General features: G+C 67.7%; 24 protein-coding genes and 2 pseudogenes. 1 reads left to right on the forward strand and 25 read right to left on the reverse strand.

All coding sequences use genetic code 11. The features are described 5' to 3' along the window. From BCF74_RS16190 to rpsJ, 25 genes and pseudogenes are all read right to left on the reverse strand, one after another. Positions 1 to 227 (reverse strand): NADPH-dependent FMN reductase (locus BCF74_RS16190; protein ID WP_146133019.1); only part of this gene is annotated, 227 nt, incomplete at its 3' end. A 70-nt stretch (positions 228 to 297) separates the two neighbouring features. Then, on the reverse strand, positions 298 to 966 hold the full coding sequence (locus BCF74_RS16195; RefSeq protein WP_106298979.1) for a hypothetical protein: 669 nt from the start codon (positions 964 to 966) through the stop codon (positions 298 to 300). A 215-nt stretch (positions 967 to 1181) separates the two neighbouring features. Continuing rightward, complete coding sequence (locus tag BCF74_RS16200) at positions 1182 to 1742, reverse strand: adenylate kinase (protein ID WP_106298980.1); 561 nt, start codon at positions 1740 to 1742, stop codon at positions 1182 to 1184. Beyond that, the gene (gene secY / locus BCF74_RS16205; protein WP_106298981.1) at positions 1743 to 3059 is read right to left on the reverse strand and encodes a preprotein translocase subunit SecY; all 1317 of its coding nucleotides are present in this window, start codon (positions 3057 to 3059) and stop codon (positions 1743 to 1745) included. It abuts the gene before it with no gap. Positions 3060 to 3365: 306 nt separating this feature from the next. Beyond that, on the reverse strand, positions 3366 to 3851 hold the full coding sequence (rplO, locus tag BCF74_RS16210) for a 50S ribosomal protein L15 (protein ID WP_106298998.1): 486 nt from the start codon (positions 3849 to 3851) through the stop codon (positions 3366 to 3368). A gap of 2 nt (positions 3852 to 3853) precedes the next feature. Next, on the reverse strand, positions 3854 to 4036 hold the full coding sequence (rpmD, locus tag BCF74_RS16215; protein ID WP_106298982.1) for a 50S ribosomal protein L30: 183 nt from the start codon (positions 4034 to 4036) through the stop codon (positions 3854 to 3856). Then, positions 4036 to 4716, reverse strand: coding sequence for a 30S ribosomal protein S5 (gene rpsE, locus BCF74_RS16220; RefSeq protein WP_106298983.1), 681 nt, complete (start codon positions 4714 to 4716; stop codon positions 4036 to 4038). The genes rpmD and rpsE overlap by 1 nt, the downstream gene beginning before the upstream one ends. Before the next feature lie 46 nt (positions 4717 to 4762). Further along, complete coding sequence (rplR, locus tag BCF74_RS16225) at positions 4763 to 5137, reverse strand: 50S ribosomal protein L18 (RefSeq protein WP_106298984.1); 375 nt, start codon at positions 5135 to 5137, stop codon at positions 4763 to 4765. Positions 5138 to 5140: 3 nt separating this feature from the next. Beyond that, positions 5141 to 5689 (reverse strand): 50S ribosomal protein L6, encoded by a 549-nt coding sequence (gene rplF, locus BCF74_RS16230; RefSeq protein WP_106298985.1) that lies wholly within the window; start codon positions 5687 to 5689, stop codon positions 5141 to 5143. A 12-nt stretch (positions 5690 to 5701) separates the two neighbouring features. Next, positions 5702 to 6100, reverse strand: coding sequence for a 30S ribosomal protein S8 (gene rpsH / locus BCF74_RS16235; RefSeq protein WP_106298986.1), 399 nt, complete (start codon positions 6098 to 6100; stop codon positions 5702 to 5704). A 156-nt stretch (positions 6101 to 6256) separates the two neighbouring features. After that, the gene (locus BCF74_RS16240; RefSeq protein ID WP_106298987.1) at positions 6257 to 6442 is read right to left on the reverse strand and encodes a type Z 30S ribosomal protein S14; all 186 of its coding nucleotides are present in this window, start codon (positions 6440 to 6442) and stop codon (positions 6257 to 6259) included. 1 nt (position 6443) lies between these two features. Then, positions 6444 to 7010 (reverse strand): 50S ribosomal protein L5, encoded by a 567-nt coding sequence (rplE, locus tag BCF74_RS16245; protein ID WP_106298999.1) that lies wholly within the window; start codon positions 7008 to 7010, stop codon positions 6444 to 6446. Between the two features lie 5 nt (positions 7011 to 7015). Then, positions 7016 to 7363, reverse strand: coding sequence for a 50S ribosomal protein L24 (gene rplX / locus BCF74_RS16250; RefSeq protein ID WP_106298988.1), 348 nt, complete (start codon positions 7361 to 7363; stop codon positions 7016 to 7018). 2 nt (positions 7364 to 7365) lie between these two features. Next, a complete protein-coding gene (gene rplN / locus BCF74_RS16255) occupies positions 7366 to 7734 on the reverse strand; it encodes a 50S ribosomal protein L14 (RefSeq protein WP_106298989.1) in 369 nt (122 codons plus the stop codon). A 102-nt stretch (positions 7735 to 7836) separates the two neighbouring features. After that, on the reverse strand, positions 7837 to 8148 hold the full coding sequence (gene rpsQ, locus BCF74_RS16260) for a 30S ribosomal protein S17 (RefSeq protein WP_106298990.1): 312 nt from the start codon (positions 8146 to 8148) through the stop codon (positions 7837 to 7839). An 11-nt stretch (positions 8149 to 8159) separates the two neighbouring features. Continuing rightward, positions 8160 to 8390, reverse strand: a pseudogene (gene rpmC / locus BCF74_RS16265) (50S ribosomal protein L29); the annotation flags it as partial. Next, positions 8390 to 8809: a 50S ribosomal protein L16 gene (gene rplP / locus BCF74_RS16270; RefSeq protein ID WP_106298992.1), complete on the reverse strand. Its 420-nt coding sequence runs from the start codon at positions 8807 to 8809 to the stop codon at positions 8390 to 8392. The gene rplP and the pseudogene rpmC, both read right to left, overlap by 1 nt. Beyond that, on the reverse strand, positions 8809 to 9630 hold the full coding sequence (gene rpsC / locus BCF74_RS16275; RefSeq protein WP_106298993.1) for a 30S ribosomal protein S3: 822 nt from the start codon (positions 9628 to 9630) through the stop codon (positions 8809 to 8811). Before rpsC ends, rplP begins: the two co-directional genes overlap by 1 nt. Before the next feature lie 2 nt (positions 9631 to 9632). Then, complete coding sequence (gene rplV, locus BCF74_RS16280; protein ID WP_106298994.1) at positions 9633 to 10040, reverse strand: 50S ribosomal protein L22; 408 nt, start codon at positions 10038 to 10040, stop codon at positions 9633 to 9635. Then, positions 10040 to 10321 (reverse strand): 30S ribosomal protein S19, encoded by a 282-nt coding sequence (gene rpsS, locus BCF74_RS16285; protein ID WP_091756369.1) that lies wholly within the window; start codon positions 10319 to 10321, stop codon positions 10040 to 10042. The genes rplV and rpsS overlap by 1 nt, the downstream gene beginning before the upstream one ends. Before the next feature lie 17 nt (positions 10322 to 10338). Then, positions 10339 to 11175: a 50S ribosomal protein L2 gene (rplB, locus tag BCF74_RS16290; protein WP_106298995.1), complete on the reverse strand. Its 837-nt coding sequence runs from the start codon at positions 11173 to 11175 to the stop codon at positions 10339 to 10341. A gap of 32 nt (positions 11176 to 11207) precedes the next feature. Continuing rightward, on the reverse strand, positions 11208 to 11507 hold the full coding sequence (gene rplW, locus BCF74_RS16295; RefSeq protein WP_106298996.1) for a 50S ribosomal protein L23: 300 nt from the start codon (positions 11505 to 11507) through the stop codon (positions 11208 to 11210). Then, the gene (gene rplD, locus BCF74_RS16300; RefSeq protein ID WP_106298997.1) at positions 11504 to 12499 is read right to left on the reverse strand and encodes a 50S ribosomal protein L4, sunset domain variant; all 996 of its coding nucleotides are present in this window, start codon (positions 12497 to 12499) and stop codon (positions 11504 to 11506) included. Before rplD ends, rplW begins: the two co-directional genes overlap by 4 nt. Positions 12500 to 12503: 4 nt before the next feature. Continuing rightward, positions 12504 to 13160: a 50S ribosomal protein L3 gene (rplC, locus tag BCF74_RS16305; protein WP_177426684.1), complete on the reverse strand. Its 657-nt coding sequence runs from the start codon at positions 13158 to 13160 to the stop codon at positions 12504 to 12506. Positions 13161 to 13176: 16 nt separating this feature from the next. Continuing rightward, complete coding sequence (gene rpsJ, locus BCF74_RS16310; protein WP_009775966.1) at positions 13177 to 13485, reverse strand: 30S ribosomal protein S10; 309 nt, start codon at positions 13483 to 13485, stop codon at positions 13177 to 13179. A 388-nt stretch (positions 13486 to 13873) separates the two neighbouring features. On the opposite strand from rpsJ, the pseudogene BCF74_RS16315 reads away from it, so the two are divergent. Continuing rightward, a pseudogene (locus BCF74_RS16315) lies at positions 13874 to 14140 on the forward strand (integrase); the annotation flags it as partial.

Raw genomic sequence — 14140 nt, forward strand, 5'->3', positions numbered from 1 at the left:
GCGTCGGAGCCGAAGATCTCGCTCGCCCAGGCCTGTGTGTGCGGCAGCGCGTAGTTGCCGTTCGCGGGCATGTCCGGCTCGTCGAGGAAGGGCAGGCCGATCTCGGCGAGGTCGAGGACCTTGACCTGCCACTGCTCGGGGTCGGCCTGCTCCTGGACCCACCGGGTCACGTGGTGGCCGATGCGCGACGGACGCGTGGACGAGACGATGATGCTGAGGTTATTCACAGTTCAACCAACCGGGTATGCCGTGTGCGCATTCCTGGTTCAGGCCTCCGGTTGAACGTCACCCTTGTTGTCAGGCAGCGGCGCGGCAGGTGACCGTCGGCGCGCTGACGCCGATGTCGTTGGCCCCGATGTTGCACGACCCGCCGTAGCTGGTCGGAGTCGTGCCGAAGGTCCACGTGTACCGGAACGTGTAGGCGTCGCTCGTCGTGAGCGGGGTGATGGTGATCGTGACGGTTCCGGACGTGTTGCCCTTGGTCGAGGCCGGGGCGACCACCTGAGCCCCAGCCGCGGCGATCGTCCCGTCAGGGTTGAGGATCGCCGAGTCGAGGTAGGCCGCCCGGCAGTTCGCCGTGTAGGCCGCCCAGCTGAACGTGAAGGTGTAGGTCGTGCCGGCCGAGAGGCACATGGTCTTGAAGTACGTGGCGACGCGGCCGGATCCTGTCGGGTTGGACTCAATGTAGATCGCGTTCGCAACCGACGTGGTGTTGCCGGGCGAGACCGCCGTGCACCCGTCACCGCTGCACGAAGCGACATTGGCCGCGGTGTACGGGTTCTTGTACTGGAACACCGTGCTCGGCGAGAACGCCCCGGTCACGTTCTTCTGCCAGCCGTTCCCGTCGACGGCGCCACCGAACCCCATCGTCCCCGAGGCGCACACGTTGGGTGAGCCGACACAGGTACTCGCCGCGAAGGCCGGGGTGGGGGTCGCCGCGACCGCGACCGGGATGGCCCACGCCATCCCCGTGGCGACGGTGCGCCTGTTGACGCCGGACGACCGATGACGAGCATGCGACGCCGTGGACTCCTGCATGGCCGACCCGCTTCCCTGCTCACCGGGTCACCGACGGTGTCCACGCGCTCACCCTGAGAGTAGGGCAGCGCGGCACGTTTGGGTCGCAAACGGCGAATCCGCCGTCGGGGTCCCGACGGCGGATCGTCGCGGCGACCTGGAGCTCAGCGGAGAGCGGAGATGACGCGCTCGGTGACCTCGTCCACGGCACCCAGGCCGTGGACCTCGACGAGCAGGCCGCGGTCGGCATACACCTCGATGAGCGGCGCAGTCTCGCGGCGGTAGATCGCCTGCCGCTCGCGGATGACGTCCTCGGTGTCGTCGGGACGGTTCTCGACCTCGGCGCGCTTGAGCAGGCGCTCGACGACGGCGTCCTCGTCGACGGTGAGCGCGAGGACCTTGTCGAGGCCGTGGTCGTTCTTGGCGAGCATCGCGTCGAGTGCGGCGACCTGGCCGGTCGTGCGGGGGTAGCCGTCCAGCAGGAAACCCTCCGCGGCGTCGCCCTCGTTGAGGCGGTCCTCGACGATGGCGTTGGTGATGTCGTCGGAGACGTAGCCGCCCGAGGCTGTGATCTCCTGGACCTGCTTGCCGAGCTCGGTCTGGTTCTTGATGTTGGCGCGGAAGATGTCGCCGGTGGAGATGGCCGGGATGCCGAAGTGCTCGGCGATCCGGGCGGCCTGCGTGCCCTTGCCGGCACCGGGAGGTCCGAGAATGATGAGTCGCATTTAGCGGAGGAACCCTTCGTAGTGACGCTGCTGGAGCTGGGACTCGATCTGCTTCACCGTCTCGAGGCCGACGCCGACGATGATGAGGATCGAGGTGCCGCCGAAGGGGAAGTTCTGGTTGGCCCCGACGAGGACGAGCGCGAGAAGCGGGATGAGCGAGATCAGCGCGAGGTAGATCGCCCCCGGCACGGTGATGCGGGTGAGGACGTACTGGAGGTACTCGGCCGTGGGTCGCCCGGCACGAATCCCCGGGATGAAGCCGCCGTACTTCTTCATGTTGTCGGCGACCTCGGTGGGGTTGAACGTGATCGATACGTAGAAGAACGTGAAGAACAGGATGAGCACGGTGAAGATCAGGCCGTACTCCCACGTGTTGCCCTGGGCGAGCTTGCCGTTGACCCAGTCGACCCAGCCCGGGTTGTTGCCCTGCGGGTCGGTCTGGAACTGCGCGATGAGCGTCGGCAGCGCCATGAGCGAGCTGGCGAAGATGACCGGGATGACACCGGCCATGTTGACCTTGAGCGGGATGTAGGTCGAGGTGCCGCCGTAGACGCGCCGGCCGACCATGCGCTTGGCGTACTGGACCGGGATGCGGCGCTGGCTCTGCTCGACGAACACCACGAGGGCGATGATGACGAAGCCCATGAGGATGATGCCGAGGAAGATGTCCCAGCGGCCGTCGCGCTGCTGGATCGCCCAGAGCGAGCTCGGGAACGTCGCCGCGATGGACGTGAAGATGAGGATGGACATGCCGTTGCCGACACCCTTGTCCGTGACGAGCTCACCGAGCCACATGACGAGGCCGGTGCCGGCCGTCATCGTGAGCACCATGATGAGGATCGTGACGAGCGAGTCGTCGGTGAGGATGTTCGTGCAGGCCGGGTTGGCGAAGAGCTGCGACGGGTTCTGCGCGAAGGTGATGAAGGTCGCCGACTGGAGCACGGCGAGCGCGATCGTCAGGTATCGCGTGTACTGCGTCATCTTCGCCTGGCCGGCCTGACCCTCCTTCTTGAGGGCCTCGAACCGCGGGATGACGACGGTGAGCAGCTGCACGATGATGCTCGCGGTGATGTACGGCATGATGCCGAGCGCGAAGATCGACAGCTGGAGGAGCGCGCCACCACTGAAGAGGTTCGCCAGGCCGAGGAGGTCGTTGGCGTCCCCCGCACCCTCCTGGCACTTCTCGATGAGTGAGTAGCTCACACCCGGCGTCGGCACGTGCGCGCCGAGCCGGTAGATGGCGATGACCCCGAGTGTGAACAGGATCTTCCTGCGCAGGTCGGGCGTCTTGAACGCGCGGCCGAAGGCGGTGAGCACAGGTCCTCCAGGTGGGCGGCCTCGGCCGCATCAGTGGTGATCGACGAACAAAGATACCCCGGGGTGGGTCGCGACGCTCGGGCCGGTCGTCACCGTCGGGGTCCACCCTCGGACTTGTCCCGCTTCACCCGACAAGGCTTCTCGGGTGGAGCGGGCCATTATCGGGTGACCCGATAATGCTGGGGCGGGTGGGACGGGCGTTCACCTACCGAACGACGTATGCCGCACGGCCGGTTCCCGGAACCAGGTCCGGGAACGCGGCGTGCGGCATACGGTGTCTGCTGTCCGGCAGGGCGGTCGGGTGGCTCAGGCCTGGGTGGCCGAGCCGCCCGCAGCCTCGATCTTCTCCTTGGCGGAGCCGGAGAAGGCGTTGGCCGTGACGTTGACCGCGACCGAGATCTCGCCGGTGCCGAGCACCTTGACGAGGTGGCCGTCGCGGACGGCGCCCTTGGCGACGAGGTCCTCGACCGTGACGTCGCCGCCATCGGGGTAGAGCGAGGACAGCTTGTCGAGGTTCACGACCTGGTACTCGGTCTTGAACGGGTTCTTGAAGCCGCGCAGCTTCGGCAGGCGCATGTGCAGCGGCGTCGAGCCGCCCTCGAAGCGCTCCGGAACCTGGTAGCGGGCCTTCGTACCCTTGGTACCGCGACCGGCGGTCTTGCCCTTGGAGCCCTCACCACGACCCACGCGGGTCTTGGCGGTCTTGGCGCCGGGGGCCGGACGCAGGTGGTGCACCTTGAGGGCCTTGGCCTCGGCCGCGCCCTCGGTGTTCTTCTGCTTGGCAGGAGCCATGATCACTCAACCTCCTCGACGGAGACGAGGTGCGTCACCGTCTTGACCATCCCGCGGATCTCGGGACGGTCCTCCTTGACGACGACGTCGCCAATGCGCTTGAGACCGAGGCTGCGCAGCGTGTCACGCTGGTTCTGCTTGCCGCCGATCTCCGAACGGGTCTGGGTCACCTTGAGACGCGCCATCATGCACCAGCCTTCGCGGTGTCCTTGGCGGCCTCCTTGGCCTCGGCGATGCCGGCGGCCTGGGCGCGCAGCATGGCCGCGGGGGCGACCTCGTCCACCGGCAGGCCGCGGCGGGCAGCCACGGACTCCGGACGCTCGAGCTCCTTGAGGGCCTGAACGGTCGCGTGGACGATGTTGATGGCGTTGTCCGAGCCGAGCGACTTGCTCAGCACGTCGTGGATGCCGGCGCACTCCAGGACCGCACGCACCGGGCCACCGGCGATGACACCGGTACCGGGGCTGGCGGGACGGAGCATGACGACACCGGCCGCGGCCTCACCCTGCACAGGGTGCGGGATGGTGCCCTGGATGCGGGGGACCTTGAAGAACTCCTTCTTGGCCTCCTCGACACCCTTGGCGATGGCCGCGGGAACTTCCTTGGCCTTGCCGTAACCGACACCCACGGTGCCGTCACCGTCGCCGACGACGACGAGAGCGGTGAAGCTGAAGCGACGACCACCCTTGACGACCTTGGAGACGCGGTTGATGGTCACGACTCGCTCGAGGTACTGGCTCTTCTCGGCCTCGCGGCCGCCACCACGGCGGTCGTCGCGACGGTCGCGACGGTTGTCGCGGCCCTCACGGCCCTCGCCACGGTTGTCGGACGCGGGACCGGTGCCTCGACGCTGGGGTCCGGGCATCAGATGTTCCTCATTTCCACACTGGTCAGGTTCGTACGCGTCTGGGTCACAGCGACAGCCCACCCTCGCGGGCGCCGTCGGCGATGGCCGCGACGCGTCCGTGGTACTTGTTGCCGCCACGGTCGAAGACGACGGCCTCGACGCCGGCAGCCTTGGCGCGCTCGGCGACGAGCTCGCCGACCTTCTTCGCCTTGGCGGTCTTGTCGCCCTCGATGGAGCGCACGTCGGCCTCCATCGTCGACGCCGACGCGACGGTCTTGCCGATGGTGTCGTCGACGACCTGGACGAAGACGTGGCGCGAGCTGCGCGACACGACGAGGCGCGGGCGCGCCGCCGTACCGGTGACGAACTTGCGGACACGGCTGTGGCGGCGGCCGCGAGCGGCGACCTTGCCCTTGGCGCGCTTGATGATCATTGCCATGGCTTACTTACCAGCCTTTCCGACCTTGCGGCGGATGTGCTCGCCGGCGTAGCGCACGCCCTTGCCCTTGTACGGGTCGGGCTTGCGGAGCTTGCGGATGTTCGCGGCGACCTCACCGACGAGCTGCTTGTCGATGCCCTCGACCTGGAAGCGCGTCGGGTTCTCGACCGTGAAGGTGATGCCCTGCGGCGGCGCGACCGTGATCGGGTGCGAGTAGCCGAGCGCGAACTCGAGCGAACCGCCCTTGTTCTGCACGCGGTAACCCGTGCCGTGGATCTCGAGCTTCTTGACGTAGCCCTCGGTGACGCCGAGAACCATGTTGTTGATGAGCGAGCGGGTCAGGCCGTGGAGCGAACGCGACTCGCGCTCGTCGTCGGGCCGGCTGACCTCGACTGCCTGGCCGTCGTCGGTGTCCTTCTTCTCGACCGAGATCGGCTGCGCCACGGTGTGCGCGAGCTCGCCCTTGGGGCCCTTGACCTTGACGGTCTGGCCATCGATGTTGACCTCGACGCCGGACGGGATGGCGACGGGGAGACGTCCGATTCGCGACATGTCTGCTACCCCTTACCAGATGTAGGCGAGGACTTCCCCACCCACACCCTTGGTTGCGGCCTGCTTGTCGGTGAGCAGACCGGACGACGTCGAGATGATGGCGACACCGAGTCCACCAAGGACCTTGGGCAGGTTGGTGGACTTGGCGTAGACGCGCAGTCCGGGCTTGGACACGCGGCGCACGCCGGCGATGGAACGCTCGCGGTTGGGGCCGTACTTGAGGTTGATCGTCAGGGTCTTGCCGACCTCGGCGTCCTCGACGGACCACCCGGAGATGTAGCCCTCCGCCTGGAGGATCTCCGCGATGTGCGACTTGAGCTTGCTGAACGGCATGGAGACCGTGTCCTTGTGCGCCGAGTTGGCGTTCCGGACGCGGGTCAGCATGTCCGCGATCGGGTCAGTCATTGTCATTGGGCTTCTCCGCCCTCTCTCACCGTGGTTTCATCCGGTGCTGCTGCGCCGGCTGACCTTCGATGTAGATGGTCTTGGGGTATGCCGCGTGCTGCGGCGGTGAGGTACGCGCGGGGCCAGCCCCGCGGCATACCTGCGATGTTCAGTTCTGGTGCGTCACCAGGACGACTTGGTCACGCCGGGAAGCTCACCGCGGTGGGCCATCTCCCGGAGGCAGATCCGGCACAGGCCGAACTTGCGGTAGACCGAGTGCGGGCGGCCGCAGCGCTGGCAGCGGGTGTAGCCGCGCACCTTGAACTTCGGCTTCTTGTTCGCCTTGTTGATCAGGGCGGTCTTCGCCATGTCAGTTCTCCTTGAACGGGAAGCCGAGCGCCTTGAGCAGCGCGCGTCCCTCGTCGTCGTTCGTCGCCGTGGTGACGATGGTGATGTCCATGCCCCGGACGCGGTCGATCTTGTCCTGGTCGATCTCGTGGAACATCGACTGCTCCGTGAGGCCGAAGGTGTAGTTGCCGCGGCCGTCGAACTGCTTCGGGTTCATGCCACGGAAGTCGCGGATACGGGGCAGCGCGACCGAGATGAGCCGGTCGAGGAACTCCCACATGCGGTCGCCACGCAGCGTCGCGTGGGCGCCGATCGGCATGCCCTCGCGCAGCTTGAACTGGGCGATGGACTTGCGCGCCTTGGTGACGACCGGCTTCTGGCCGGTGATGGCGGTGAGGTCGCGGACGGCACCCTCGATGAGCTTGCTGTCCTTGGCCGCGTCGCCGACACCCATGTTGACGACGACCTTGACGACGCCGGGAACCTGCATGACGTTGGCGTAGCCGAACTGGTCCTGCAGGCCGCCCTTGATCTCGTCGGCGTAGCGCTGCTTGAGGCGCGGCTTGGTCACGGTTGCGGTTTCGGTCATGTCGCTCACAGGTCCTTGCCCGAGCGCACGCCGACGCGGGTCCGGACGGCCTTCTGGCGTCCGTCACGCTCGACGGTCTCGACGCGGGTCTTGATACGGGTGGGCTTCTTGTCCGACGGGTCGACGACCTGCACGTTGCTCACGTGGATCGGGGACTCCTGGACGACGAGGCCACCGGTCTGGCTGCCGCGGGCAGTCTGGCCGGCCTTGGTGTGGCGGGTGACGCGGTTGACACCCTCGACGAGGACACGGTCGGCGTCGCGGTAGACCGCGATGACCTTGCCGGTCGAACCGGCGTCCTTGCCCGAGAGCACCTTGACGGTGTCACCCTTCTTGATGCGGAACTTCGCCATGGTCAGAGCACCTCCGGAGCGAGCGAGATGATCTTCATGAAGCGCTTCTCACGCAGCTCGCGACCGACCGGGCCGAAGATGCGGGTGCCACGGGGGTCACCGTCGCTCTTGAGGATCACCGCAGCGTTCTCGTCGAACTTGATGTAGGAACCGTCGGCGCGACGGCGCTCCTTGGTGGTACGGACGATGACCGCCTTGACGACGTCGCCCTTCTTCACGTTGCCGCCGGGGATGGCGTCCTTGACCGTGGCGACGATCGTGTCGCCGATACCGGCATACCGGCGGCCCGAGCCACCGAGAACGCGGATGCAGAGGATCTCCTTGGCACCCGTGTTGTCGGCGACGCGAACTCGCGACTCCTGCTGGATCACTATCTGTCTCCTATGTGTCGTGCTGGTTCTCCGTCACCGCCGCGGTGAGCGATGTGGAGCCTGGCCGAACGGGGGCGATGTGGGGGCGGACCCCCACACGCATTACTTGGCCTTTTCGAGGATCTCGACGACACGCCAGCGCTTGGTCGCGCTGAGCGGGCGGGTCTCCATGATGAGAACGCGGTCGCCGATGCCGGCGGTGTTCTCCTCGTCGTGCGCCTTGACCTTGGTCGAGCGGCGCATGACCTTGCCGTAGAGGGCGTGCTTGACGCGGTCCTCGACCTCGACGACGACGGTCTTGTCCATCTTGTCGCTGACGACGTAGCCCTGACGGGTCTTGCGGTAGTTCCGCGCACCCGTCTCGGTGGTCGCTGCAGTCTCGGTCACGGTCTGGTCCTTCACATTCTCGGTCACTTGCCCTCACCCGATCCGACACTGGAACCGATGCCGAGCTCGCGCTCGCGCATCTCGGTGTAGATCCGGGCGATGTCCTTGCGGACGGCGCGGAGCCGACCGTGGTTGTCGAGCTGGCCGGTCGCGGACTGGAACCGCAGGTTGAACAGCTCTTCCTTGGCCTTGCGCAGCTCGTCGACGAGACGGTCGTCGTCGAAGCCGCGCAGCTCCTTGGAGGTCAGGTCCTTGGAACCGACTGCCATCAGAAGTCACCACCCTCACGCGCGACGAAGCGGCACTTCATCGGCAGCTTGTGCATGGCCAGGCGCAGAGCTTCGCGCGCGACCTCCTCGGACACACCGGACACCTCGAACATGACGCGGCCGGGCTTGACGTTGGCGATCCACCACTCCGGCGAACCCTTACCGGAACCCATGCGGGTCTCGGCAGGCTTCTTCGTGAGCGGACGGTCGGGGTAGATGTTGATCCACACCTTTCCGCCACGCTTCATGTAGCGGGTCATCGCGATACGAGCGGACTCGATCTGGCGGTTCGTGACGTATGCCGGCTCCAGGGCCTGGATGCCGTACTCGCCGAACGCGATCGTGGTGCCACCCTTGGCAGCGCCCGAACGACCCGGGTGGTGCTGCTTGCGGTGCTTGACTCGACGGGGAATGAGCATCAGTTCTCTCCCTCGCTGGGCGCTGCCTGGGCCGGAGCCTCGGCGGCGGGGGCCTCGGTGGCCTGAGCCGGCGCAGCGTTGTCCGGGCGCTCACGACGGGCGCGAGCCGGACGGTCGGCACCGTCGCGACGCGGACCGCGGCCCTGGCGCGGCGCGGTGGCCTGCTGGGCAGCGAGCTCACGCGCGGTGAGGTCACCCTTGTAGATCCAGACCTTCACGCCGATGCGGCCGAAGGTGGTGCGGGCCTCGTAGAAGCCCACGTCGATGTTCGCGCGCAGGGTGTGCAGCGGCACGCGACCCTCGCGGTAGAACTCGGTGCGCGACATCTCGGCGCCGCCGAGGCGACCGGAGACCTGGACACGGATGCCCTTGGCGCCGGCGCGGGTGGCGGACTGCATGCCCTTGCGCATCGCGCGACGGAACGACACACGCGCAGCGAGCTGCTCGGCGATGCCCTGCGCGACGAGCTGCGCGTCGGTCTCGGGGTTCTTGACCTCGAGGATGTTGAGCTGGACCTGCTTGCCGGTGAGCTTCTCGAGCTCGCCACGGATGCGGTCCGCCTCGGCGCCACGACGGCCGATGACGATGCCCGGGCGCGCCGTGTGGATGTCCACGCGGACGCGGTCACGGGTGCGCTCGATCTCGACCTTGGAGATGCCGGCCCGCTCCATGCCCTCGGACATGAGCTTGCGGATCGCGACGTCCTCCTTGACGTAGTCGCGGTAGCGCTGACCCTCCTTGGTGGAGTCGGCGAACCAGCGGCTGCGGTGCTCGGACGTGATCCCCAGGCGGAAGCCGTGCGGGTTGACCTTCTGACCCATTGTCAGCGGCCTCCCTTCCTGTTGTTGGCCTGCTTGGTCTGCGGCGCGACGACCACGGTGATGTGGCTCGTGCGCTTGTTGATGCGCGAGGCGCGGCCCTGCGCACGCGGACGGAAACGCTTCATCGTCGGGCCCTCGTCGACGAACGCGGACGCGATGACGAGCTCACGCTCGTCGAAGCGCTCGGCCGTCTTGTCTGCCTTGACCCGCGCGTTGGCGATGGCGCTCTCGAGCACCTTGAGGATCGGGTCCGACGCCGACTGCGGGGCGAAGCGCAGCGTGGCGATGGCCTCGCTGGCGTTCTTGCCGCGGATGAGGTCGATGATCCGACGCGCCTTCTGCGGGGTGACGCGGACGTGGCGGGCCTGTGCGCGCGCCTCGAGGGTGGGGTTCTCGGTGGTGGTGGCCATCAGCGACGCCGGCCCTTCTTGTCGTCCTTCACGTGACCCTTGAAGGTGCGCGTGGGTGCGAACTCGCCGAGCTTGTGGCCGACCATCGACTCGGTGACGAACACCGGGACGTGCTTGCGGCCGTCGTGGACGGCGAGGGTGTGGCCGAGCATGTCCGGGCTGATGACCGAACGGCGCGACCAGGTCTTGATGACGTTCTTGGAACCCGCTTCGTTCTGAGCGTCCACCTTCTTCTGCAGGTGGTCGTCGATGAAGGGGCCCTTCTTCAAGCTACGAGGCATGTGTCAATGGCTCCTTGTCAGCGCTTCTTGCCGGTGCGGCGTCGGCGGACGATCATCTTGTCGCTGGGCTTGCCCGGGCGACGGGTGCGGCCCTCCGGCTTGCCCCAAGGGCTCACCGGGTGGCGACCACCGGAGGTGCGGCCCTCGCCACCACCGTGCGGGTGGTCGACCGGGTTCATGACGACACCGCGGACGGTCGGGCGCTTGCCCTTCCAGCGCATGCGGCCGGCCTTGCCCCAGTTGATGTTGGACTGCTCGGCGTTGCCGACCTCGCCGATCGTCGCGCGGCAGCGCGCGTCGACGTTGCGGATCTCACCGGACGGCATACGCAGCTGGGCGTAGGGGCCGTCCTTGGCGACGAGCTGGACGCGGACGCCGGCCGAGCGCGCGATCTTCGCGCCGCCACCGGGGCGGAGCTCGACGGCGTGGACGACCGTACCGGTCGGGATGTTGCGCAGCGGCAGGCTGTTGCCGGGCTTGATGTCGGCGCCCGGGCCGTTCTCGATGGCCATGCCCTGCTCCAGGCCACGCGGGGCGAGGATGTAGCGCTTCTCGCCGTCGGCGTAGTGCAGCAGCGCGATGCGCGCGGTGCGGTTGGGGTCGTACTCGATGTGAGCGACCTTGGCCGGCACGCCGTCCTTGTCGTGGCGACGGAAGTCGATGACGCGGTAGGCGCGCTTGTGGCCACCACCGATGTGACGCGTCGTGATCCGGCCGTTGTTGTTGCGGCCGCCGCTCTTGGTGAGCGGGCGCACGAGCGACTTCTCGGGCGTGGTGCGCGTGACCTCGACGAAGTCGGCGACGCTGGAGCCGCGACGGCCAGGCGTCGTCGGCTTGTACTTGCGGATACCCATGTCGTGTTTCCTTAAGTTCCTTCAGTCGTCTCTCAGGCGCCAGCGCTGCCGAAGATGTCGATCGTGCCCTCGCGGAGGGTGACGATCGCGCGCTTGGTGTCCTTGCGCTTGCCCATGCCGAAGCGGGTGCGCCGGGTCTTGCCCTGACGGTTCATCGTGTGGACCGAGTCGACCTTGACGCCGAAGATCTCCTCGACGGCGATCTTGATCTCGGTCTTGTTCGAGCGCGGGTCGACGAGGAAGGTGTACTTGCCCTCGTCGAGGAGCCCGTAGGACTTCTCGGAGACGACCGGCGCGATGAGGATGTCGCGGGGGTTCTTCGTCTGGCTCACTTGCTCTCCTCCTCGGCCTCGTCGGAGACCTGCTGGGCCTTCTCGCCGCCGGCCGGGACGAACCCGGCAGCCTTGGCGGCGTCAGCGCTGCGGAACCACACCTCGGCCTCGGTGGCGTCGTACCAGCGCGAACCGGGCACGTGGTACTTCATGGAGTCCTTGTTGCCCTTGACATCGAAGCCCTCGGGCGCCGAGCCGTCCTCGGTGGCAGCGTGGCTGTCGGGACCGAAGCCGCCGGCGGTGCCCTCGGCGCCGTCCGCGGTGTCGACGAGCGTCGCCGGCTTCTCGGCCTTGGCCGGCTTGTCCGCCGTGGCCGCAGCCTTCGTGGCCTTGGCCGGCTTCTCGGCCTTCGCGGGAGCGGCGGCGGCCTCGGTGGCCACAGCGCCACCGACCGGCTGCGCACCGTTCACGAACGCGTCGAGCGCGGCCTGCGTGAAGACCACGTCGTCGGCGCAGAGCACGTCGTAGGTGTTGAGCTGGTCGGCCACGAGGACGTGGACGTTGTCCAGGTTGCGCACCGACTTCATCGAGACGAGGTCGCTGCGGTCGAGGACGACAAGCAGGTTCGGGCGCTCAGTGAGGCCGGTGAGCAGCGCGACGGCGTCCTTGGTCGACGGCGTCTCGCCCGAGACGAGCGAGGCGACGACGTGGACACGGCCGTGGCGGGCCCGGTCGGAGAGGGCACCGCGCAGGGCGGCAGCCTTCATCTTCTTCGGGGTGCGCTGGGCGTAGTCGCGCGGCTGCGGGCCGTGGACGGTGCCACCGCCGGCGAACTGCGGCGCACGGGTCGAGCCCTGACGGGCGCGGCCGGTGCCCTTCTGGCGGTACGGCTTGCGGCCACCACCGCGGACCTCGCCGCGGGTCTTGGTCGCGTGCGTGCCCTGGCGCGCGGCAGCGAGCTGGGCGACGACGACCTGGTGGATGAGCGGGACGTTGGTCTGCACGTCGAAGATCTCGGCGGGCAGGTCAGCGTTCACGGTCTTGGCAGTCATGTGGTCACGCTCCCTTCACGCTGCTGCGGACGAGGACGACCGCGCCGCGGGGGCCGGGGACGGCACCCTTGACGAGGAGCACGCCCTTGTCGGCGTCCACGGCGTGGATCGTGAGGTTCTGGGTGGTCTGGCGCACGCCGCCCATCCGGCCGGCCATGCGCATGCCCTTGAAGACGCGGCCCGGGGTGGCGCAGCCACCGATCGAGCCCGGCTTGCGGTGGTTCTTGTGCGCACCGTGCGAGGAGGACACACCGGCGAAGCCGTGACGCTTCATGACACCGGCGAAGCCCTTGCCCTTGGTCGTGCCGGAGACGTCGACGGCCTGGCCGGCCTCGAACGTCTCGGCGGTGAGCTCCTGGCCCAGCGCGTACTCGCCGGCGTCCGCGGTGCGGAGCTCGACGAGGTGACGGCGCGGCGTGACGCCGGCCTTCTCGAAGTGCCCGGTGAGCGGCTTGGTCACCTTGCGCGGGTCGATCTGGCCGTAGCCGATCTGCACGGCGGCGTAGCCGTCCTTGTCGGCGTCACGCACCTGCGTGACGACGCAGGGGCCCGCCTCGATGACGGTGACGGGGACGAGCCGGTTGTCGGCGTCCCACACCTGGGTCATGCCGAGCTTCCTGCCCAGCAGACCCTTGACGGTCTTGTCGGTCGTTGTAGTCATTGCGGTCATCCCCGAGTCAGAGCTTGATCTCGATGTTGACGTCAGCCGGCAGGTCGAGACGCATCAGCGAGTCAACGGCCTTGGGCGTCGGGTCGATGATGTCGATGAGGCGCTTGTGCGTGCGCATCTCGAAGTGCTCGCGGCTGTCCTTGTACTTGTGCGGCGAACGGATGACCACGAAGACGTTCTTCTCCGTGGGCAGCGGCACGGGGCCGACCACCGTCGCGCCGGCACGGGTCACCGTGTCGACGATCTTCCGCGCCGAGTTGTCGATGACCTCGTGGTCATACGACTTCAAGCGGATGCGGATCTTCTGTCCCGCCATGAGGCTTTCCGTCTCTCTCTCGCCGTCTTCTTCTGAACTGAACTGCTGTCGTGCTGTCTGGGGCCGGCCCGACCCTCCGACCCCCGCGGTCGGGCGTGTCGCGCCCGCTCCGCGGCCCGACGGCATACGCAATCTTCGCGGGATGTCGTCGGATGTGGATCGAAGCTCCGGTGGACCGGAGCTGTCCTGGTGGCTCGTGTGTCGCCCCGGCGGAACCGGTTCGATGCGTTGTCACGGCCGTGGCGGGAACGCGTCCCGCACCAAGCAACCTGACAAGTGTGCCAGAGGCCCCGGTGACCTACCAAATCGCGAGTTGACTCACGCAAGATGCCCGCGTGATCGGAGTCGTTGACTCACTCGAAGATGCCCGCGTGGGTCACGATCGGGGATGGAGCTCACGTTGGCGGCGAGGCGGCAGGTGACCAAGGCTCAGCTGGAGCGGTATCGCAATGGGACCAAGGCGGAGAAGAGCGAGGTGCTCGACGCGATCACGGTGGTGACGGGTTGGCATCGTGACCATGCCCGCAAGGTGCTGCGGCTGCTGCTGTGCGGGGCGCTGCCGCGGCCTCGGGTGCCGGGACCGCCGCGGTACCGGTACGGGCCCGAGATCGCCGAGGCGCTGGTGGTGTGCTGGGCCACGCTCGGCGGCCCCTCG

Origin of the sequence: Knoellia remsis, assembly GCF_003002895.1 — a bacterium.
Lineage (GTDB): Bacteria > Actinomycetota > Actinomycetes > Actinomycetales > Dermatophilaceae > Knoellia > Knoellia remsis.